Here is a 20,100-nt window from a genome sequence, read left to right as displayed (position 1 = left end):
GTCGTTCCCTCGCCCCGAACCGACCGCTCACCGGGCCGAACTCACCCGTTCGAGTGACCCGCCGTGAGCTTTTCCCCGGTTCGGACATCGTAGGAGTGGGCAAGCTTCCGGCGCCGACACCAGCGGCGCCGTCCCCCACCGACAGCGAGGAGCGAACTCCATGGTGCAGCCGAGCCCCCGCCGGACCGATGTTCCGGGAACCGCGATCACCACACCGCTCAACGAGGAGGGGTCCGCCGGCCGGACCACGATCTCGTCGCTGGTGGTGCAGAAGGTCGCCGGGCTCGCGGCACGCGAGATCGCCGGCGTCCACGCGCTGGGCGGCGGGGTGTCGCGCGCGTTCGGCGCGCTGAAGGAGCGGATTCCCGGCTCCGGCACGACGTCCACCGCGGGCGTCGCCGTGGAGGTGGGCGAGAAGCAGACGGCGATCGACCTCGACCTGGTCGTGGAGTACGGCGCGCGGATCGTCGAGGTGTCACGAGCCGTGCGGCGCAACGTGATCGAGGCCGTGGAACAAATCACCGCGCTCGAGGTGATCGAGGTGAACATCGCGGTCAACGACGTCCACCTGCCCGACGAGGACGACGAACCCGAGTCCTCTCGCGTGGAATAGCGCCGCGCGACTCTCCGACCACCCAGCACCAGGAGGAAACGTTGAACGCAACGCAGACCGGGATCCTCGCCGGGCTGATTCTCGGCCTCGCCGCAACCCAGGGGTTCACCGCCTTCCTGGTCACGTTCGCCGTGGGGGTCGTGGGGCTGGTCATCGGCCGCGTCGTCGACGGTGAGCTCGACCTCGGCGACCTCTTCGGCCGGGGCCGCGACAAGTGACCGGGCAGCCGCTCCCGGTCGACCTGCCGCGCGGCGACCTGGCCGAACCCGAGGAGCGCGGCAGCCTCAGCATCGCCCACGCCGTGGTGCGCAAGGTCGCGCAGCACGCCGCGGACCTCGTGCCCGGCACGGTGCAGACCGAACGCCGCGTCGCCGGCCTCACCCGGGGCCGATCCGGCGCGAGCGCGAAGGTCGACGGCGAGGACAACGACGTGGACCTGGCGCTGGAGCTCGCGTTGCGGTACCCGGCGCCGGTCCGGACCGTGACGGGTGACGTGCGCGCGAAGGTGACCGAGGAGGTCGAGCGGATCACGGCGTACCACGTGCGCTCGATCGCCGTGACGGTTTCCGCGCTGCTGCCCGACGTCCGGGCGCGGGTGCGCTGATGCGGTTCCTCGTGCGGTTCCTGTCCACTGTGCTCGGTCTGGCAGTCGCGGTCGGCGGGGCCCTGCTGGCGATCGAGGTCGGGTGGCGCTGGTGGCAGCCGGGCCGGGCACCGCTGATCGTGCCGTGGGAACGCTGGCGCGAAGACCTCGCCGCGCTGTCGTGGACCAGCACGTCCGTGCGGGTCACGGCGGTGGTCGTGCTCGTGGCCGGGCTGCTGTTCGTGCTGTTCGCCCTCACCGCGGGCAGCCAGGCCGTGCGGATGGCCGACCCGGCCGACGGGATCTGCGTGAGCACGTCGCCGCGGGCACTCGCGCGCCTGGTCGGGCTCGCCGTGCGCGCGCAGGCCAATGTCACCGGCGCGAGCGTGACGGCGAGCGCCCGGAAGGTGCGCGTGCGTGCGACCAGCCGGCTGGAGAACGAGGAACAGCTGCGGCCGCGGCTGCTGGAGACCGTCGCGACGGTGCTGGACGACGTCCCGCTCGAGCGCCGGCCGAAGGTGTCCGTGGTCGTCGACTCACCGAAGGACCGCCGATGACAGGCTCCACCGCAAGCCGTACATCGGCCCGTGCGCTGGCCCGTTCACACAGCGCCGAGCGCACGCTGACGTTCCTGCTCGGACTGGTCGCGGTCCTCGCGGGCGCGGCCGCGCTCGTGGTCGGACAGGGCTGGCTCGGCGAGTTCCGCGCGCAGCGGCCGCTGCTCGACCCGATGGCCGTGAGCTGGCTGGCCGGGCACCAGCTGTCCGCGCGGATCGGCGCCGTCGTGCTCGGCGTGCTGCTGTTCGTGCTGGGGCTGTGGTGGTTCTTCCGCTCGCTGCGCCCCGAACGCCGTCCCGACCTGGCGCTCGACGAGACGCCGGGCGCCGAGCTCACCGTGACCGCCGGCGCGCTCGCCGGCGCGGTGCAGACCGACGCCGAGGCCATCGCCGGCGTCACCCGGGCGAGGGCGCGCGCGGTCGGCACGTCCGCCGAGCCGGCGCTGCGCGTGACGCTGTGGCTGAGCGAAGGCACCGACGTCCGGCGCATCTGGACCGACCTCGACACGTACGTGCTCGCCCGCGCCCGCGAGGCGCTCGGGCTCGACTCGCTGCCCACGGCCGTGCGGCTCGAACTCGACACGACGGGCCCGGCACGCGTGCGCTGACCGCGCGTTTCGCACAGAATGCCCGCATGGCCCTCCCCGTGCAGGCTCCGATCAAGCCCATGCTCGCCAAGCCGGCGAAGGCGATCCCCGACACCGGCGGGCTGCTGTTCGAGCCCAAGTGGGACGGGTTCCGCTGCCTGGCCTTCCGCGACGGCGACGAGCTCACCCTGCAGTCGCGCGCCGAAAAGCCGCTCAACCGCTACTTCCCGGAGGTCGTGGAGCGGCTGCTGGCGACGCTGCCCGAGCAGGTCGTGCTCGACGGCGAGCTGGTCGTGGGCCGCGGCGGCAAGCTCGACTTCGACGCGCTGACCGAGCGCATCCACCCGGCCGACTCCCGCGTGCAGCTGCTGGCGAAGGAGACGCCCGCCGAGTTCGTGGCATTCGACGTGCTCGCGCTGGGCTCGGAGTCGTTCATGGACGAACCGACGTCTGCGCGGCGTGCGCGACTGGAGGGCATCGCGGGTGAAGGCGTGCACCTCACGCCGGCCACGACCGACCCGGACACCGCGCGGCACTGGTTCGAGCTGTTCGAGGGCGCGGGGCTCGACGGCGTGATCGGCAAGCCGCTCGACGAGCCGTACTCGCCGGGCAAGCGCGTGCTGTTCAAGTACAAGCACTCTCGCACGGCGGACTGCGTGCTGGCCGGGCTGCGCTGGCACGTCGACGGCGAGCCGGGTGAGGCCGTCGGGTCGTTCCTGCTCGGGCTGTACGACGCCGACGGGCTGCTGCACCACGTTGGCGTGGTCGGCTCGTTCCCGGTCAAGCGGCGCCGTGAGCTGGCCGAGGAGCTGGCCCCGCTGATCACCGACGGCGAGGGCCACCCGTGGGTGGGCGACGCCGTGCGCGAGGGCCAGCGGATCCCGGGCGGCATCACGCGCTGGCGCTCCACCGAGCACGCGTGGGTACCGCTGAAGCTGGAGCGCGTGGTCGAGGTGGGATACGAGCACACCGAGGGCGGCGAGCCCGCGCGGTTCCGGCACACCGCGCAGTTCAAGCGGTGGCGCCCGGACCGGGAACCGGCGTCGTGCGGCTACGCGCAGCTGGACGAACCGGCGCGCTACGACCTGTCGGCGGTGTTCCGCGGCGAAGTCGTGCGGACCCGCTAACTTCCGCGTCACACCCGGCGTGCCAAGCTCGTCGGACAGCTCCACCGACACCACGTGAGGACCAGCCCGTGCGCCGCCGTTCCACCAGCCGCCCCCGTCTGCGTGCACTGGTGGCAGTGCTGGTGGCGGCGTTGACCGTCGCGGGCTGCACCACGGGACCGTCGGTGCGCCCGGCGGTGGTGGACAACGACGGTCAGGCCACGCAGCCGCCGGCCCCCAGCGCCGCGCCCGTGCCGCTGCCGCCGCTCGCGCAACCGCAGGGGTCCAGCCTGCGCTGGACCGACTGCGACGACGACACCCGCCAGCGCATGGGCTCCCCCGCCGCGCCGGACTCGCTGCACTTCACGTGCGCGCGCCTGACCAGCCCGCTCGACGCGCCCGACGACACACAGCACCTGCTCGCGCGCATCCTCGTGCTCAAGGCCGGCGACGGCCCGATCCCGCTCGTGGTCGTGAACGACATCGGCGGCGAACCCGGCTCCGTCTTCGCCGCGCGCCTGGCCTCGCAGCTGCCACCCGCGTTCCTGCAGAAGTTCTCGCTGATCGGCGTGGACCGCCGCGGCACCGGCCTTTCGGGCGGCGTGCAATGCGTGCCCCCGGAAGCACGCGAAGCGCTGCTCGGCGCCGACCCGGCCCAGGGCGACCTCTCGGACGTCCTCGACGCGTCTCGCCGCGCCGGCCAGCAGTGCGCCATCGACCTCGACACGGCCCAGACGGCGCTGGACAGCTGGCGCACCGCGGGCGATCTCGAGGTGCTGCGGACCCAGCTCGGCGTGCCGCACCTCAACGCCCTCGGGCGCGGTGATGGCTCGAAGGTGCTGTCGGAGTACGCCGTGCGCTATCCCGCGCAGGTGGGGCGGATGGTTCTGGACGGCCTGCCGGATCCTGGACAGGATCGTGCTGCGGTGCTGGACGCTGTCGCGGCGGGTGCGCAGGCGACGTTGGATGCGTTCGGGGCTGATTGCGCGGCTCGTGGGTGTTCGATGGGGGATCCGAAGGCGGCGTTGAAGGCCGTGACCGACCGCTTGCGCGCGGCGCCGGAGACGACTCCGGACGGGGTCACGGTGACTCCCGGTATCGCGACTTACGCCGTGTATCTCGGGTTGGCTGACCGCACGCGGTGGCCTGCGCTTGCCGATGCGCTGGCTGCGGCCAAGTCCGGCGACGTGACTGCGCTGGAGTCGTTCGCGGACCCGGTGATCGTCGATGCGCAGGGGCGTACGTCGCGGATCGGCGGCGTGATGGCGACTCGGTGCAACGACGCGGCTACCCGGCTGCCTGCTGATCAGATCAACAAGGTCGACGAGGGCATGCGGGCCAAGTATCCGCAGTTCGGGTCGGCTGTTGCGCAGGAGCTCGCGTGGTGTGGGGCGTGGCCGGTGCGTCGGGAGCCGTTGCCTGCTGCCGGGGCACCTGGCGCGCCGCCGATTTTGGTCGCTGCGACGGCTGCTGACCCGGTGACGCCGGAGATCGGGACCACGCGGGCTGCGGATCAGATGCCGAGTGCGGTGACCATTTCGTGGCAGGGCGCTGGGCATGGGGCGGTCGGGCAGTCGCCGTGTGTGACATCGGCTGTTCAGGCGTTTTTGATCGATGGGAAGGTTCCGACTGACGGGACTCTGTGCCCGGCTTGACAGGGGGTTCACCGTGACCGACAGCACTGTGGCCGAGGTGCTGGCCGAATTGGCCACCCTCGAGGACCCGAGATCTCGTGCGGTGAACGAGAAACATGGTGATGACCATGGGGTGAATCTCGGTAAGTTGCGTGCGCTGGCCAAGAGGTTGAAGACGCAGCATGAGCTTGCTGTTGAGCTTTGGGCTACTGGGGACAGTGCTGCGAGGCTGGTGGCACTGCTGATTTGCCGGCCGAAGTCGTTTGAGCTTGTTGAGTTGGACGCGATGCTGCGCGGGGCTCGGACGCCGAAGGTGCATGACTGGCTGGTGGGGTATGTCGTGAAGAAGAGTCCTCATGTTGAGGAGCTGCGGGTTGCGTGGTTCGGTGATTCGGATCCGGTGGTGGCCAGTGCTGGGTGGGCGTTGACTACCGATCTTGTGGCGAAGGCTCCTGATGGGCTGGATCTTGGTGGGTTGCTGGATGTTATCGAGGGTGAGATGAAGGATTCGCCCGAGCGGTTGCAGTGGGCGATGAATCATTGTCTTGCGGAGATTGGGATTGAGCATCCGGGTTTGAGGGGTCGCGCGGTGGGGATTGGGGAGCGGTTGGGGGTTTTGAAGGATTATCCGACGCCGGCGAATTGTACGTCGCCGTATGCGCCGGTCTGGATTGCGGAGATGGTTTCTCGGAAAGCCAAGTAGGGACGGCTCGGCGCGGAGCGCACCATTGCCGGATATCGGGGGCGGAGATGGGCACCCCGATTTTTGATCGTCACTACGGTAGAGATCGGGGGGCCGGGCGGGGGAAGGTTGCGGGGAGGGGTTGGGAGAGCTTCGTTTGCGTTGCCGGGTGGGGGTTGGGTAGAGGCAAGAACGCGGGGAGGTCAGGTAGGCGGTGAGTTGCGTCGCCGGGCTGAGGGTGAGTAGAGGCAAGAGCGAGGGGAGCTTGGGTGGAGGGTGAGTCGCGCGGCCGCGAGGCAGGCGGGTAGAGGCCAGAGCCCGCAGGATTGAGGGGGTGGCGGGTTCTATGTGCGGCCGGGAACTGAGAGGTCGCAAAAGCCGCCGAGGTAGGTGCGGTGCAGGCGGGTGACAGGCGGGGCGCAGGGTATGGGCTGGGACTGGGACTCAGCGTTTCGGCGCTAGACGTCCGGCTAGCCGAAGGGCGCATCGCCAGCCGGAAGCGGCGAAAATACTCAGAATTGAGCGAACCGGGGCCGCATAACTGCGCGCGATTTCAAAGGCAACCACACCACCCGAATTGCGCCGCTCTTGCCCCCAGTCAACCACCACCCGGCAGCGCAACCCACCAGCCCACCTATCCCCTCCCCGCAACCTTCCCCCGGCCGGCCCCCCGATTCTTTTCCACAACACGGCCTGGGTCGGTTTGTCAAGGTACTCTTTCCCGCCTTGACAAACCGACCCAGACCGTAGTGACAATTAATAATCGGGGTGCCCACCCACACACCCTTATATCCGGCAATGGTGCGCTCCGCACGCCGAGCCGGCACCCAAAAACCTACTGCCGATACCCCTCAACCTCACCCACAGACCGCACCGACGCCTCATCCGGGTTCTCGTGGAACTCCGTCCGAGCGCGCCGCTGCCTCAACAGGTCCCAGCACTGGTCGAGCTCCTGCTCCACCTTCGTCAGCTTCGTCTGGTCGTCACCGGACAGCCCGGTACCGACCGAACGCGACCGCAGCTGGTGCTCTTCCGCGATGAGCTCGTCGATGCGGCCCAGGATCTCGCCGTTCGCCATGGGTGGTCCTCCTCACCTCGTACTAACCGGCCCATGACGCTACCCGCCGCCGGGGAATTCCCGCCCGGCGCCGTCCGTTGACCCCATCATGAGCACCGTTGAGCTGACCACCGCCAACTTCGACCAGACCGTGACCGACAACGACTTCGTCCTGATCGACTTCTGGGCGAGCTGGTGCGGGCCGTGTCGCCAGTTCGCGCCGGTGTATGACAAGTCGTCGGAGAAGCACTCCGACATCGTCTTCGCCAAGGTCGACACGGAGGCCGAGCAGCAGCTGGCCGCCGCGTTCGACATCCGGTCGATCCCGACGCTGGCCGTGATCCGCGACAAGACGCTGATCTACGCGCAGCCGGGCTCGCTGCCGGAGCCGGCGCTGGAGGACCTCATCCGCCAGGCCCGCGAGGTCGACATGGACGAGGTCAAGAAGGCCGCCGCAGAGCAGGCCGAGCAGGCCGCCCAGGAGCAGGCCTGACGCACCACCCCCGAGCAAGGGGTCACGAACGACGAAGGCCCCCTCAACCACGGATGACGTGGTGGAGGGGGCCTTCGCAGGTCCTCAGGAGCGGGTGACGAGCCCGCGCAGGAAGAACGCCAGGTTGGCCGGACGCTCGGCGAGCCGGCGCATGAAGTAGCCGTACCACTCGTCGCCGCACGGCACGTACACGCGCATCGTGCGCCCCTCGGCCGCGAGGTTCTTCTGCTCCTCCGGGCGGATGCCGTAGAGCATCTGGAACTCGTGGTCGCCGGGCTTGCGGCCGTTGTCGGCGGCCAGCTTCTTCGCGATGGCGATCATCCGCGGGTCGTGCGAGGCCACCATGGGGTAGCCCTCGCCCGCCATCAGCACGCGCAGGCAGCGCACGTAGGACGTGTCGACCTCGGCCTTGTCCTCGAACGCCACCGACGAAGGCTCCGCGTAGGCGCCCTTGCACAGCCGCACGCGCGACCCCGGGCCGGACAGCTCGCGGCAGTCCTGCTCGGTGCGCTTGAGGTAGGCCTGCAGCACCGCACCGACCCACGGGTACTCGCCGCGCAGCTCCCGCAGGATCGCGAGCGTCGAGTCCGTGGTGGTGTGGTCCTCCATGTCGAGCGTCACCGTCGCGCCGACCGCCTCGGCCGCCGCGCAGATCTTGCGCGCGTTCTCCAGCGCCACGCCCTCGCCGTCACCGGGCAGGAACTGCCCGACGGCCGAGAGCTTCACCGAGACGTCGGCACCGGCGGCGAGGCCCTGGTCGGCGAGCGCCGAGAGCAGGTCCTCGTAGGCCCGGACCGTGGTGGCCGCCTGGGTGGCGTCGGTCGTGTCCTCACCGAGATGGTCGATGGTGATCGACCGGCCGTCGGCGGCCAGCTCGCGCGCGGCGCGCACGGCGTCGGCGGTCGTGGACCCGGAGACGAAGCGGCGCACGACGGATCGCGTCGCGGGCACTGCTTCGATCAACGCGCGCATCCGCCGGGATCGGGCGGCGGCGAGCAGCGGGGCACGCAGCATGGCGGTCTCTCCCTCAGCCCTGGTGCGGGTAGCGCACGGTGGTCGGCGGCACGAACGTCTCCTTGATCGAGCGCGGGCTCGTCCAGCGGAGCAGGTTGAAGATCGAGCCGGCCTTGTCGTTGGTGCCCGAAGCGCGGGCCCCGCCGAACGGCTGCTGCCCGACGACGGCACCGGTCGGCTTGTCGTTGACGTAGAAGTTGCCCGCCGTGTAGCGCAGCGCCTGCGAGGCCTTGGCGACGGCGGTGCGGTCGTTGGCGATCACGGAACCGGTGAGCGCGTACGAGGCCGTCTCGTCGATGACCTTGAGCAGGTCGTCGAACTGCGCGTCTTCGTACACGTGGACCGACAGGATCGGGCCGAAGTACTCGGTGCTGAAGATCTCGTGCTTCGGGTTGCCCGACACGAGGATGGTCGGCTGCACGAAGTAGCCCACGCTGTCGTCGGCGGTACCGCCGGTGAGGATCTCGACCTCGGCGTCGCCCTTCACCCGCTCGAACAGCGACGCGTGCTTGTCGAACGCGCGACGGTCGATCACAGCGCCACCGAAGTGCGACAGGTCGCTGACGTCGCCGTAGGTGATGGCTTCGGTCTCGCTGACCAGGCCGTCCTTCAGCTGCTCCCACAGGCTGCGCGGCACGTACGCACGCGAAGCCGCGGAGCACTTCTGGCCCTGGTACTCGAAGGCGCCGCGGACCAGCGCCGTGCGCAGCACGTCGAGGTCGGCCGACGGGTGCGCGAGCACGAAGTCCTTGCCGCCGGTCTCGCCGACCAGACGCGGGTAGCCGCGGTAGCCGGCGATGTTCGCGCCGACCGTGCTCCACAGGTGCTGGAACGTCGGCGTGGAACCGGTGAAGTGGATGCCTGCCAGGTCACGGTGCGTCAGCGCCACCTCGGACACGGCCTTGCCGTCGCCGGGGAGCAGGTTGATCACGCCCGGCGGCATGCCGGCTTCTTCGAGCACCCGCATGGTCAAGTGCGCGGCGAAGCTCTGCGTCGGCGAGGGCTTCCACAGCACGGTGTTGCCCATGAGCGCGGGCGCGGTGGGCAGGTTGCCGGCGATCGCGGTGAAGTTGAACGGCGTGATCGCGTAGACGAAGCCCTCGAGCGGGCGGTGCTCCATGCGGTTCCACACGCCGGGCGAGCTGGAGGGCTGCTCGGCGAGGATGCGTCGGCCGAACTCGACGTTGAAGCGCCAGAAGTCGGCGAGCTCGCACGCGGCGTCGATCTCGGCCTGTGTGGCGGTCTTCGACTGGCCGAGCATGGTGGCGGCGTTGAGCGTGGCGCGCCACGGGCCGGTGAGCAGGTCGGCGGCGCGCAGCAGCACGGCGGCGCGGTCGTCGAACGACAGCGCGCGCCACTCCGGGGCGGCCTTGCCGGCGGCGGCGATGGCGTCTTGCGTGTCTTCCTTCGACGCGCTGGTGATGGTGCCGAGCACGTGGCTGTGGTTGTGCGGCTCGACGACGTCGATCTTCTCGCCGCCCCCGGCGCGCTGCTCGCCGCCGACGGTCACGGTCAGGTCGACCGGACCGGCCTGACCCAGTTTCTTCAGCGCCCCTTCCAGCTCGGCGCGCTCGGCGCTGCCCGGTGCGTAGGTGTACACCGGCTCGTTCTTCGGGGTGGGTGTCTGGGTCACGGCGTCCACGGCGGCTCCCTCGGGTCTTTCTTCTGCGGTGCTTCTAGGTACTGGTGCTCTGTACTGCTGGGATGCCCGAACGGTAACTCCGGAACGCGCCGGCAGGTTTGTCCGACCGGCTAGAATCAGGGTGGTGAACTTGTCCGATCGGATGAAGGTGGCCCGGTGACAGCCGAAGCTTCCGATGGCCTGCCCGCCACCTCGCTGCGCCACGTGCTGGCGACGCTGGGCGAGCCGCTCGTACGGGTGCTCGTGGCGCCTCAGGGGCTGGGCGTGCGGGTCGACGACGTGGTGATACTCGACCCCGAAGACCCGCCGGAAGCCCACCCGGGTGACCTCGTGCTGGTGATCGGCGCGCGCGGCCGGGCGGCGGCCGCGGCCATCCGCGCGGCCGGGCGCGGCGGCGCGGCCGCGGTGGCTGTGAAGGGCGAAGGCGGCACGGACGTGGCGGCCGACGCGGGCGTCGCACTGCTCACGGTGGGGCCCGAGGCGCGGTGGGAGCAGGTGGAGGCGCTGGCGCGCGGGGTCGTCGACGCGGCCCGCGCCGGCGGCGAGGCCGAGACCGGCGAGGTGCTGGGCGACCTGTTCGCCCTGGCCCAGACAGTCGCGACGCTCACCGGCGGCCTGGTCAGCATCGAGGACACCGCGAGCCGCGTGCTGGCGTACTCGCGATCGTCGGACGAGGTCGACGAGCTGCGCCGGCTGTCGATCCTCGGGCGCGAGGGACCCGAGCGGTACCTGGCGATGCTGCGGGAATGGGGCGTCTACCAGCGGCTGCGCGCGGGCGAGGGGATCGTGCGGATCGACGAACGGCCCGAGCTGGGCATCCGCCGGCGCATCGCGGCCGGCATCCACGCGGGGTCGCAGCCCCTGGGCACGATCTGGGTGCAGGAGGGCGCCACGCCGCTCACCGAACAGGCGGAGGTGGCGCTGCTCGGCGCGAGCCGCACGCTGGCGCCGCAGCTCATCCGGGCCCGCACGCTGCCGAGCCCCCAGCTGCGGCTGCGCGAAGACCTGCTGGCCGGGCTGCTTGAAGGCCGCGTCGACGCCGAGTCGGTGGCCGACGACATCGGCGCCGATCCCGCGCGGCCCGCGCAGGTGCTGACGTTCGCGTTGTCGTCGACCGGTCCCGCCGCGTCGGACCGGCTGCTGCGGCGCGCGGAGCTGGTGCACCTGATCGCGGTGCACACCGCCGCGTACCGGCGCAGTGCCCTGGTGAGCGTGCTGGGCGCGCGCGTCTACGCGTTGCTGCCCGACCTGCCGGAGCATTCGGACGCGGCGGTTCTGGCTCTGGCCAAGGAGATCGTGACGGCGGCGGAGCGGCACCTCGACGTGCCGGTGCGTGCCGCGCTCGGCGGCGTGGTCCCCCGGCTGTCCGAGGCGGTCGCGTCTCGCGGTGACGCGGACCGCGTGCTGCTCGCGATGGCGCGCGGGCGCTGGCCCGAAGCCGTCGCGTCGCTGGCGGATGTGCGCGCCGACGTGCTGCTGTCGGAGGTGCTGGCGTACCTCGCGGACCAGCCGCGCATCCGCGACCCGCGGCTGACCGAACTGCTGGCGCACGACGCCGACCACGGCGGCATCCTCGTGCCGGCGGTGCTCGCATACCTCGATGCGTTCGGGGATGCGCGGGCGGCCGCGAAGGCGTTGAACATCCACCCGAACACCGTGCGGTACCGCGTGCGGCGGGCGGCGGAGGTATCCGGTGTCGACCTCGGGGATCCGGCTCAGCGGCTGCTCACGCAGCTGCAGCTGCGGCTGTAGAAACCTTGTGCGGGGCGGAGTGCGGCCTCGCTAGGGTGCGGCATGGATCTTTTCCCCCGGGCCTGGGGCGCCCTGCAGGAAGCCGTCCACTCCCTCGACGACGCGCAGTGGGTCGCGCCGTCCGGCTGCGCCGGGTGGCTGGTGCAGGACCTCGTGTTCCACCTGGTCATCGGTGCGCAGGACATCCTCGTCACGCTCGTGACGACCACCGACGCGCCCGCGACACGCGACGCCGTGACCTACTGGGAGCCCGGTGAACCGGGTGCCGGCACGGACGCGGAGTCGGCGTTCGTCCGCCGCGGCGCCGTCGCGTACTCCGGGCCGGCCTCGCTCACGCACCACTTCGACGACCTGGCCGTCGCCGCGGGGAAAGCCGCGGCGGCCGCGGATCCCGCCACTCGCGTGCAAACCCGCGACGAAGTGCTGACGGTCGCGGACTTCCTCACGACGTACGTGGTCGAAGCGACGCTGCACCACCTCGACCTGACGCTGCACCTGTCCGGTGTGGACGGTCCGCCGGCGTCGACACTGGCTGCGACGCGGGCGATCGTGGAGGGCGTCGCCGGTCAGCCATTGCCGTCGGAAGACGACCGGGAAGCGCTGCTGTATGCGACGGGCCGGCTGCCCGCTCCTGCGGGGTTCACTCCGGTGGCACTGGGATGATCGTCTGGCTCAACGGGACGTTCGGCGCCGGCAAGACCACGACCGCGCGCGAACTCACCGGGCTGCTGGGCGCGCGTGTGTTCGACCCGGAGTACGTCGGGTACCTGCTGCGCGTGCCGTTTCCCGAGCCCGAAGGCGATTTCCAGGACCTCGAGCTGTGGCGCCCGCTGGTGGTCGAGACCATGGCGCGCGTTCACGCGCACACCGGCGGACCGCTCGTGGCGCCGCAGACGATCCTCGTCGAGCGGTACGCGCGGGAGATCTTCGACGGGCTGGCCGCAAGCGGCATAACGGTGCACCACTTCGTGCTGCACGCCGACCGCGACGAGCTGCGCCGGCGCATCGAGGCCGACGAGCCGGGTATTCGGCAGTGGCGGCTCGATCACCTCGACGCGTACGAGAAAGCCCTGCCGTGGCTTGAGAAATCGGCCACAGTGGTCGACACGGCGGGCACGCCGCCGGCCGAGGTGGCGCGCACGATTTCGGCCGCGGTGAACTGAAGAAGGTGAGCTGAGGGCTGGGGCAGCAGCGCTTCTGCCCCAGCCCCGCGCGTCACGCCGTGACGAGGCTGAACCGGCGGCGTTCGACGTCGATCTGCTCGATGCGCACCGACAGGCTCGCACCGACTTCAGGAGCGGCGCCGCGGTCGGTCACGAGCAGGCCCTGGATGCCGGGCGCCACCTCGACGAACGCGCCGAACGGCAGCTGCTGCACGACCACGCCGTCGAGCACTCCGCCCGTGGCGTGCTCGGACAGCCAGGAGCGCCAAGTGGTTTCCGCGGCGCTGGTTTCCGATGTGGACAAGCGATTTCACCTCCCTTCGCGAACCGCAGGAATGTCCTCGGAAGTTCGCTTCAGGAGGGTGGGCCACGGGCCCACCGGGGGGTCACGGCAAGGCCGGGTACCCCGTCTGCTCACGGCTCTCGGCCGACCCGGCAGTCATGCGTTCACCGTAGCAGTGTGTTCCGCCGCGGGTAAGCGTTTTTAGGCTGAGACCGAAAGCCCGGCCAGCTCCGCGAGCGCGGCGAACGATTCGACGCGGGCAACCTGGTCGTAGGTGCTCGTGCTGACCAGGAGCTCGTCGGCCCCGGTGGCCTCGACCAGCTCGCCGAGCCGGCCGGTCACCTCGGCGGGGGTGCCGCCGATCTGGCTCGCGACGATGTCGTCGAGGCGCGTGCGTTCGCGGTCGGTCTTGGGCAGCGCCAGGATCTCGTCGACGGGCGAGAGCGGCGGGAAGACGCCGTGGCTGCGCGAGTACACCGTCGACCACGCCTCGGGCACCAGCAGCCGGCGCGCCTGTTCGTGGGTATCGGCGACGGCGACCGATGTCGACACGACGACATACGGCTCGGTTCCCGCTCCTGCGAATGTGTCCCGGTACCGACGGATGGCCTCGACCATCGCACACTCCCCGCGCGCCGGCGCGATCACCAGCGGCAGGCCCAGCTCGGCGGCGAGGTCCGCGCCGGAGCCGGTGGCCAGCAGAAACGTCGGCAGGCTCAGCCCTTCGGCCGGGATCGCGTGCACGCCGGGGTAGGCCGTCTGGTCGCCGCTGAAGAACGCGAGCAGCTCGCGCACCTGGCCGCCGAAGTCCTCGGCCGCCTCGCGCCCCTGCCCGAGCGCTTGCCGCACGCCGTCGGTGAAGCCCACGGACCGGCCCAGCCCCAGATCGATCCGACCCGGGAACAGCGATTCCAACACCCCGAACTGCTCCGCGACCACCAGCGGCCGGTGGTTCGGCAACATCACGCCGCCCGTGCCGACGCGGATCCGCGACGTCACCGAAGCGACCGCCGCGACCAGCACCGTCGGCGCCGACCCGGCCACCCCGGGCACGCTGTGGTGCTCCGACACCCAGAAGCGGTGGTACCCGAGCCCCTCGATGTCCCGCGCGAACGCGACGGTGTCCCGCAGCGCCTGCGCGCTACCCCGCCCGCGCCTGGCGGGCGAACGGTCGAGCACGGAGATCCGGAACGTCACGCTTGGATCAACACGGCCGCGTGGCCGCGGATTCCCCGGCGTGACGAGCTACGGCCGCCAGCGTTCGCTGTAGTCCGGGTGCTCGGCGTGCGGCAGGGCGAGCAGCCGCAGCGTCAGACACCAGTTCGAACCCGCCTCGTCGGCCGGGACGTGACAGGTCTCGCACCAGTATTCGCTGCCGTACAAAGGAAAACCGGGGACCTTTTCCGACACCGTAGTGCGGTGGGCGAGCATGATGCGGCGCGTGACCTCGACCTCGTTGATCATCTGGTTGACGACGTCGAGGTCGGTGTCGCCGAGCGCGCGCACGCGTTGTTCGACCGCGACCTTCGTCTCGCCGCGGTTGAGCGCCTCGCCGGTCTTCGCCTTCTGCACCGCCTGCATGATCAGCGCCTGCCGCTGACCCACCCGCGCGGCGAGGAACGCGATCAGGTCGTCCACGAAAGGCCTCCCTCCTCGAGCCGGACTCCTCCGGCGCGGGATAGTCGCCGCGCGGCGCCGGGGCGTTACGCGCCGGATGTGCCGCAGGGGACAACCCGAGCCCGCCGGACGCTACTCCACTCCCAGCCTGACCTGCGGGAACGTTACGCAGCCGTAAAGGTGGGAATTCTTCGCGTTCGCCGAAGTTGATCACGGACGGTGAGCACCCGCGGCGACGAGACGATCACTCGGTGTCGGGCCGCGCCTTGCTCGGCTGCACGCGCTTGGGCTCACCCGGCATCTTCGGGTAGTCCGGCGGGTACGGCAGTTCCGCGCCGCCGAGGTCGCGGTCGTCGCGTTCGTACCACTCCAGCAGGGTTTCGAGGCCGAACGCCGTTTCGTCCATCGGCGCATGGAGGTCGCCGTGCTCGGCCAGGAAGGCCGGCACGGTGAGCACGTCGAAGTCGTCCGGGTGCACGTCGTCGAGCATTGCCCAGGTCAGGGGCGTGGACACGGTCGCGCGCTGCGTCCCGCGGACCGACCACGTGGAGGCGACGGTGCGGTCGCGCGCCGCCTGGTTGTAGTCGAGGAACACGCGGCCGCCGCGTTCCTCCTTCCACCAGGAAACGGTGGCCTTGTCCGGGATGCGGCGTTCGACCTCGCGCCCGAGCGCGATCACCGCGTGGCGCACGGCGATGAAGTCCCACTCCGGCCGGATGCGCACGAGCACGTGGACCCCGCGTCCGCCGGACGTCTTGGGGTAGCCGGTGAGCCCCACGGCGGCCAGCACCTCGCGGACCACGCGCGCCACCGCGACGGCGTCGTCGAAGCCGGCCGAGTCCGGCGGGTCGACGTCGATGCGCAGCTCGTCCGGATGGTCCACATCGGACCGCCGAACGGGCCACGGGTGGAAGTCGAACGTGCCGAGGTTCGCCGCCCACGCGAACACGGCGGGTTCGGTCGGGCAGACCTCGTCAGCGGTCCGTCCGGACGGGAACGTGATCCGCGCGGTCTGGACCCAGTCCGGCGCGCCCTTGGGCACGCGCTTGGCGTAGAACCACTCGCCCGCCACGCCGTCGACGTAGCGCTTGAGCGTGGTGGGCCGCTCGCCGATCGCGCGCAGCAACGGCTCGCCCACCGCGAGGTAGTGCTCCACCACCTGCCGCTTCGTGATGCCGCGCTCCGGGAAGTACACCTTGTCCGGGCTCGTGACCCTGACGGTGCGCTCCCCCACCTGGTACTCGACCGGATCGCCGTTCTTGGGCATGGGCCCACCGTAGCCGGATCCACGCTGCGCGCCTGCCGATCACGCTTTCCTCTACCGTGGACCGGGTGTCCGGCAGAACCAAGCTGATCCTCGCGCTCACCGTGCTCGCCCTCCTCGCGGCGGCCGCGGTGTTCCTGCCGATCCCCGGCCCGTCGGACCTGCGCCGCTGGGCCCAGGCGACCGGTCCGGCGACGCCGCTGGTGCTGCTGGTCGCGTACTCGTTGCTCACCGTTGCACCCATTCCGCGCACCGTGTTCAACCTCGCGGCCGGGCTGCTCGTCGGCAGCGTCGCGGGGATCGCGATCGGCCTGGTGGCGACGACGATCGCGGCGGGCCTGTCGTTCGCGCTCGCGCGGCTGCTGGGCCGGGACCTCGTGCTGCGCCACCTGCACCGGGCGCCCGTGCGCATCGTGAACGAACGGCTCTCCGGCGGCGGTGTGCTGGCGATCACCTCGCTGCGGCTGATCCCCGTCGTCCCCTTCGCGCCGCTGAGCTACCTGTGCGGAGTGTCGACGGTGAAGCTGGTGCCGTACCTCGTCGGCACGCTGCTGGGGAGCGTGCCGGGCACGGTCGCCGTGGTGGTGCTGGCCGACGCGCTGACCGGCGACACGCCGCCCGTGCTCCTGGCTTGCTACGCCGTTTTCGCCGCGGCCGGAGCCGTCGGCCTGGTCAGGGTGCTGAAGAAGCGCACTCCCGCCGTCGGCGAGGAAGAGCCCGCCGTCTCCGCACCGGCTGGCTGACGGCGGCAACATCCACTCGACCGCTACACTCGTTCGGGTGCGCGAGGGGTATCCGCGCTGAGTAAGGCCACGATCACCGGGATTTCGTCAGGAGCGGTCGCCATCGACACCGGTCAGCTGATCGCGGGGCACTACCGCCTCGTCGAGCACATTGGTAGCGGTGCCATGGGTGTGGTGTGGCGCGCCGTCGACGTGCGCCTGGAACGGTCGGTGGCGATCAAGCAGATCCTCCCCCAGCCGGGCGTCTCCGAGGCCGAACGCGACAACATGCGCCAGCGCGCCATGCGCGAGGCCAAGAACGCGGCCCGCTTCCAGCACCCCAACGCGATCGTGGTCTTCGACATCGCCGAACACGGCGGCGACCCCTGCCTCGTGATGGAGTTCCTCGACGGCCCGAGCCTCTCGGCCGTGCTGGCCGAGCAGGGCACGCTGCCCGTCGGCCAGGTCGCGCGCATCGGGGAGCAGGTGGCCGCCGCGCTCGTCGCCGCACACCGCTCCGGGATCGTGCACCGCGACGTGAAGCCCGGCAACATCCTCATCGACGAGACCGGCACCGCGAAGATCACCGACTTCGGCATCTCGCGCGCGGCCGGCGACATGACGCTCACGCAGACCGGCCTCATCGGCGGCACCCCGGCATACCTCGCGCCCGAGCTGGCGCGCGGCGCCGACCCGGTGCCCAGCTCCGACGTGTTCGCGCTCGGCGCCACGCTCTACCAGGCCATCGAGGGCCAGACGCCCTACGGCAACACCACCAACCAGCTCGCGCTGCTCTACGCGGCCGCCAACGGCCAGATCAACCCGCCGACCCAGGCCGGCCCGGCCACCGCGCTGCTGATGAGCCTGCTGCGCAGCGAGCCCGGCGAGCGCCCGAGCATGGCCGAAGCCCGCGAAGGCCTGGCGAAGCTCGCGTCGGGCGAGCCGGCCGGCCCCGAGCTGCTGTCGTCGGGCCCCACCGAACGCCTCGACCGCGGCGGCTCACGTCCGCCCTGGCAGCGCGTCGACGGCCCGAAGCCCGGCGCCCCGATCCCCGCGCAGAAGGCCCCGTCGAACCCGCCGCGCACCCCGACGGCGGCGTTCATGCCGATGCGCTCGCCCGCCGCGCCGCCCAACACGCCGCCGCGGCCCCAGCCGGCTCCCCCGGTCCGGCCGACGCAGCAGCAGCCCCGCCCGGCCCCCACGGCCGCCGCGCCGAACTACCGCAACGCGTCGAGCACGCCGCCGCCTCCGCCGTCGGACAACAAGCGCAAGTTCGCCCTGCTCGCGGGCGGTGCCGCGGCCGTGGTCGTGATCGCGGTGGTGGTGTTCCTGGTGCTGAGCTCGGGCAGCGATGACCCGGGTGGTTCGAACACCGCGAACCAGCCGCAGCAGACGAACTCGACCGGCGCGCCGAACACCCCCAGCGCCGGCCCGTCCGCATCGCCGCCGGTCGCCGGGCTCGGCCAGACGCCGAACGACGGCGGCAAGCTCGCGCTCTCACCCGCCGGCCAGCGGGTGATCGACTTCTACAGCTTCCCGCAGGACACGGCGGCGGCGTGGGCGATGCTCACCCCGGCCGCCCAGCAGGTCTACGGCAACCAGGCGGCGTTCGGCCAGTACTGGCAGCAGTTCGGCAACGTGAACAGCAGGGTCGCCCGTGGCAGTTACAACGCCGACAACTCGGTGACCATCTCGGTCACCGTGGTGTTCCCCGACCACTCGGAGCCCCGCGTGTTCCGCGTCGTCAACTCCGGCGGGCAGATCCTGATCGACTCGAACACGAAGAGTCAGAAGGACGCCACCCAGGGCTGATTCGCGCCCGCGCCGACACGGGATTCCGCTGACCGCGACACAAATCGGAATTGTCACGCGTCCGGCGACTTACGCCGCTACAGCTCGATGCAATAGCTGCATTTGGTGATCAATCGGACGAATTCCCGAAACCGTAGATCCCTCGCAAAGCGGGCATTGGCTGTCGCACTTTCGGCCGCCGCGCTGACGGTCGGCCTCAGCAGCCAGGCCGACGCCTCGCCCCACGCCGTGACCAGCGGAGCTCCGGGCACGATGGTGACCACCTACGAGGCCGTCAACATCCGGCAAACTCCGTGGTCGACCAGCAAGAAACAAGGCAGTTACCCCGCCAACTACACGGTGTTCGGCATCTGCTGGGCACACGGGGAACCCATTTCGGACAATGGTGTCGTGAGAAATGACATCTGGGTTTCCACCGGCGTCGAGAACGGCGTGCATTCCTTTTCATCAGTGCCGTTTACCTCAAAGGCGATTCTCTGGGCGGAATGCCCGTAGGCGCTCAGTGCCCTTGACGCGCCGGGCACCGCCGTCACCAGGAGCTACGCCACGGTGGCGAACCAGTGAGACTCGCCGCGCGGGGAGTGTGGTGAACAGGGGTGATGGCCTACCGTGGAGCCATGGCCGAGAGCGGAGCTGTACAGCCGGGCTGGAATCCTCGGTTCCACGAGGATCTCGTCGGGCTGGATCCGTACGACCCGGAGGCGCGCGCGTTCGCCGCGCACCTCGACCGGATGGAGCGCACGGGCCCGACGTTCACCGTCGAAGCGTGCCTCGACCAGGTCTCCGACTTCGCCGATTCCAGCAGCCGCGCGGGCGGGCTGCGCTACTGGGTTTCGGCGCTCATCGCGGCGTTGATCGTGCTCGGGGTGATCGTGACCGCATGGCAGATCGTGACCCACGCGATCGCTTTCCTGGCGGGGTAACGTGGGCGACGTGAAAGGTATGAAACCCGTGGTCGGCACCACGCCCCGTGTGGTGAAGTCCGAGCAGGAGTGGCGCGAGCAGCTCAACCCCGAGGAGTACGCGGTGCTTCGCCAGGCCGGCACCGAGCGGCCGTTCGTCGGCGAGTACACCGACACCAAGACCACCGGCGCGTACGAGTGCCGCGCCTGTGGTGCCGAGCTGTTCCGCAGCGACACGAAGTTCGAAAGCCACTGCGGCTGGCCGTCGTTCTTCGACCCGGCGGACTCCGACGCCGTGCTGCTGCGCGAAGATCGCACACTCGGCATGAAACGCATCGAGGTGCTCTGCGCCTCGTGCCACAGCCACCTCGGCCACGTCTTCGAGGGCGAGGGCTACGACACGCCGACCGACCAGCGCTACTGCATCAACTCGATCTCGCTGAAGCTCGTTCCCGAGACCGAGTAACACCGACGATCACCGAAGAGCGCCCTCCCCCACCGGGAGGGCGCTTTTTTCTGTCTTCGGGCAACCACAGCGCTTTCTCCCGCGTGCATCAGGCACGACGCACCGGGGAGGCGCTATGACACTCATCGCCACCATCGCCGGGACTGTGATC

At 70.6% G+C, this 20,100-nt stretch carries 24 protein-coding genes; 17 read left to right on the top strand and 7 right to left on the bottom strand.

Features of this window, described 5'->3' with window-relative positions; all coding sequences use genetic code 11:
• Window positions 1–160 precede the first annotated feature (160 nt).
• From AB0H62_RS38080 to AB0H62_RS38045, 8 genes are all read left to right on the top strand, one after another.
• Window positions 161–613 (top strand): Asp23/Gls24 family envelope stress response protein, encoded by a 453-nt coding sequence (locus tag AB0H62_RS38080; RefSeq protein ID WP_220238398.1) that lies wholly within the window; start codon window positions 161–163, stop codon window positions 611–613.
• Between the two features lie 41 nt (window positions 614–654).
• On the top strand, window positions 655–831 hold the full coding sequence (locus AB0H62_RS38075; protein WP_220238397.1) for a hypothetical protein: 177 nt from the start codon (window positions 655–657) through the stop codon (window positions 829–831).
• Window positions 828–1,217, top strand: a complete 390-nt coding sequence (locus tag AB0H62_RS38070) for an Asp23/Gls24 family envelope stress response protein (protein ID WP_255637697.1) — start codon at window positions 828–830, stop codon at window positions 1,215–1,217. Before AB0H62_RS38075 ends, AB0H62_RS38070 begins: the two co-directional genes overlap by 4 nt.
• Window positions 1,217–1,753, top strand: a complete 537-nt coding sequence (locus AB0H62_RS38065) for a DUF6286 domain-containing protein (RefSeq protein WP_220238396.1) — start codon at window positions 1,217–1,219, stop codon at window positions 1,751–1,753. The genes AB0H62_RS38070 and AB0H62_RS38065 overlap by 1 nt, the downstream gene beginning before the upstream one ends.
• Window positions 1,750–2,361, top strand: a complete 612-nt coding sequence (locus AB0H62_RS38060; protein WP_360591522.1) for an alkaline shock response membrane anchor protein AmaP — start codon at window positions 1,750–1,752, stop codon at window positions 2,359–2,361. The genes AB0H62_RS38065 and AB0H62_RS38060 overlap by 4 nt, the downstream gene beginning before the upstream one ends.
• A gap of 26 nt (window positions 2,362–2,387) precedes the next feature.
• Window positions 2,388–3,467 (top strand): ATP-dependent DNA ligase, encoded by a 1,080-nt coding sequence (locus tag AB0H62_RS38055; RefSeq protein ID WP_360591520.1) that lies wholly within the window; start codon window positions 2,388–2,390, stop codon window positions 3,465–3,467.
• 68 nt (window positions 3,468–3,535) lie between these two features.
• A complete protein-coding gene (locus tag AB0H62_RS38050) occupies window positions 3,536–5,101 on the top strand; it encodes an alpha/beta hydrolase (RefSeq protein ID WP_220238393.1) in 1,566 nt (521 codons plus the stop codon).
• 13 nt (window positions 5,102–5,114) lie between these two features.
• Complete coding sequence (locus AB0H62_RS38045) at window positions 5,115–5,783, top strand: DNA alkylation repair protein (RefSeq protein ID WP_360591517.1); 669 nt, start codon at window positions 5,115–5,117, stop codon at window positions 5,781–5,783.
• An 814-nt stretch (window positions 5,784–6,597) separates the two neighbouring features.
• On the opposite strand, the gene AB0H62_RS38040 is transcribed toward AB0H62_RS38045, so the two are convergent.
• Window positions 6,598–6,840, bottom strand: a complete 243-nt coding sequence (locus AB0H62_RS38040) for a DUF2630 family protein (protein ID WP_220238391.1) — start codon at window positions 6,838–6,840, stop codon at window positions 6,598–6,600.
• A gap of 88 nt (window positions 6,841–6,928) precedes the next feature.
• On the opposite strand from AB0H62_RS38040, the gene trxA reads away from it, so the two are divergent.
• Complete coding sequence (gene trxA, locus AB0H62_RS38035; protein ID WP_360591515.1) at window positions 6,929–7,312, top strand: thioredoxin; 384 nt, start codon at window positions 6,929–6,931, stop codon at window positions 7,310–7,312.
• An 84-nt stretch (window positions 7,313–7,396) separates the two neighbouring features.
• On the opposite strand, the gene AB0H62_RS38030 is transcribed toward trxA, so the two are convergent.
• Both AB0H62_RS38030 and pruA read right to left on the bottom strand, forming a co-directional pair.
• Window positions 7,397–8,326, bottom strand: a complete 930-nt coding sequence (locus AB0H62_RS38030; protein ID WP_220238389.1) for a proline dehydrogenase family protein — start codon at window positions 8,324–8,326, stop codon at window positions 7,397–7,399.
• A gap of 13 nt (window positions 8,327–8,339) precedes the next feature.
• The gene (gene pruA, locus AB0H62_RS38025) at window positions 8,340–9,968 is read right to left on the bottom strand and encodes an L-glutamate gamma-semialdehyde dehydrogenase (RefSeq protein WP_220238388.1); all 1,629 of its coding nucleotides are present in this window, start codon (window positions 9,966–9,968) and stop codon (window positions 8,340–8,342) included.
• A gap of 156 nt (window positions 9,969–10,124) precedes the next feature.
• Here pruA and AB0H62_RS38020 point away from each other — a divergent pair, with 156 nt between their 5' ends.
• From AB0H62_RS38020 to AB0H62_RS38010, 3 genes are read left to right on the top strand one after another with little or no spacing between them, the layout of a single operon-like run.
• Window positions 10,125–11,720: a helix-turn-helix domain-containing protein gene (locus tag AB0H62_RS38020; protein WP_360591513.1), complete on the top strand. Its 1,596-nt coding sequence runs from the start codon at window positions 10,125–10,127 to the stop codon at window positions 11,718–11,720.
• A gap of 42 nt (window positions 11,721–11,762) precedes the next feature.
• Window positions 11,763–12,383 (top strand): maleylpyruvate isomerase N-terminal domain-containing protein, encoded by a 621-nt coding sequence (locus AB0H62_RS38015; RefSeq protein WP_360591511.1) that lies wholly within the window; start codon window positions 11,763–11,765, stop codon window positions 12,381–12,383.
• Window positions 12,380–12,883, top strand: a complete 504-nt coding sequence (locus AB0H62_RS38010) for an AAA family ATPase (RefSeq protein ID WP_360591509.1) — start codon at window positions 12,380–12,382, stop codon at window positions 12,881–12,883. The genes AB0H62_RS38015 and AB0H62_RS38010 overlap by 4 nt, the downstream gene beginning before the upstream one ends.
• A 52-nt stretch (window positions 12,884–12,935) precedes the next feature.
• Here AB0H62_RS38010 and AB0H62_RS38005 read toward each other — a convergent pair whose 3' ends face one another.
• From AB0H62_RS38005 to AB0H62_RS37990, 4 genes are all read right to left on the bottom strand, one after another.
• Window positions 12,936–13,187: a S1 RNA-binding domain-containing protein gene (locus AB0H62_RS38005; protein WP_220238385.1), complete on the bottom strand. Its 252-nt coding sequence runs from the start codon at window positions 13,185–13,187 to the stop codon at window positions 12,936–12,938.
• 180 nt (window positions 13,188–13,367) lie between these two features.
• Window positions 13,368–14,363 carry an LLM class flavin-dependent oxidoreductase gene (locus AB0H62_RS38000; protein ID WP_360591506.1) on the bottom strand — a complete coding sequence of 332 codons (996 nt, stop codon included), beginning with the start codon at window positions 14,361–14,363 and terminating at the stop codon, window positions 13,368–13,370.
• Window positions 14,364–14,411: 48 nt separating this feature from the next.
• Complete coding sequence (locus AB0H62_RS37995) at window positions 14,412–14,804, bottom strand: DUF6221 family protein (RefSeq protein WP_220238384.1); 393 nt, start codon at window positions 14,802–14,804, stop codon at window positions 14,412–14,414.
• A gap of 223 nt (window positions 14,805–15,027) precedes the next feature.
• Window positions 15,028–16,050, bottom strand: coding sequence for a DNA polymerase domain-containing protein (locus tag AB0H62_RS37990; RefSeq protein ID WP_360591504.1), 1,023 nt, complete (start codon window positions 16,048–16,050; stop codon window positions 15,028–15,030).
• A 65-nt stretch (window positions 16,051–16,115) separates the two neighbouring features.
• Here AB0H62_RS37990 and AB0H62_RS37985 point away from each other — a divergent pair, with 65 nt between their 5' ends.
• The 5 genes from AB0H62_RS37985 (at window position 16,116) to msrB (ending at window position 19,949) form a co-directional block, all read left to right on the top strand.
• Window positions 16,116–16,790: a TVP38/TMEM64 family protein gene (locus tag AB0H62_RS37985; protein ID WP_220238382.1), complete on the top strand. Its 675-nt coding sequence runs from the start codon at window positions 16,116–16,118 to the stop codon at window positions 16,788–16,790.
• Between the two features lie 117 nt (window positions 16,791–16,907).
• On the top strand, window positions 16,908–18,581 hold the full coding sequence (locus tag AB0H62_RS37980; protein ID WP_220247510.1) for a serine/threonine-protein kinase: 1,674 nt from the start codon (window positions 16,908–16,910) through the stop codon (window positions 18,579–18,581).
• Between the two features lie 105 nt (window positions 18,582–18,686).
• Entirely contained in the window at window positions 18,687–19,076 is a 390-nt protein-coding gene (locus tag AB0H62_RS37975) for a hypothetical protein (RefSeq protein ID WP_360591502.1), read from the top strand.
• 122 nt (window positions 19,077–19,198) lie between these two features.
• Window positions 19,199–19,504: a hypothetical protein gene (locus AB0H62_RS37970; protein WP_220238380.1), complete on the top strand. Its 306-nt coding sequence runs from the start codon at window positions 19,199–19,201 to the stop codon at window positions 19,502–19,504.
• A 19-nt stretch (window positions 19,505–19,523) separates the two neighbouring features.
• Complete coding sequence (gene msrB / locus AB0H62_RS37965) at window positions 19,524–19,949, top strand: peptide-methionine (R)-S-oxide reductase MsrB (RefSeq protein WP_220247509.1); 426 nt, start codon at window positions 19,524–19,526, stop codon at window positions 19,947–19,949.
• The last annotated feature ends 151 nt before the right edge of the window (window positions 19,950–20,100 follow it).

It is taken from the genome of Amycolatopsis sp. NPDC050768, assembly GCF_040654155.1.
Taxonomy (GTDB): Bacteria; Actinomycetota; Actinomycetes; order Mycobacteriales; family Pseudonocardiaceae; genus Amycolatopsis.
This window is presented reverse-complemented; position numbering and strand designations above follow the sequence as displayed.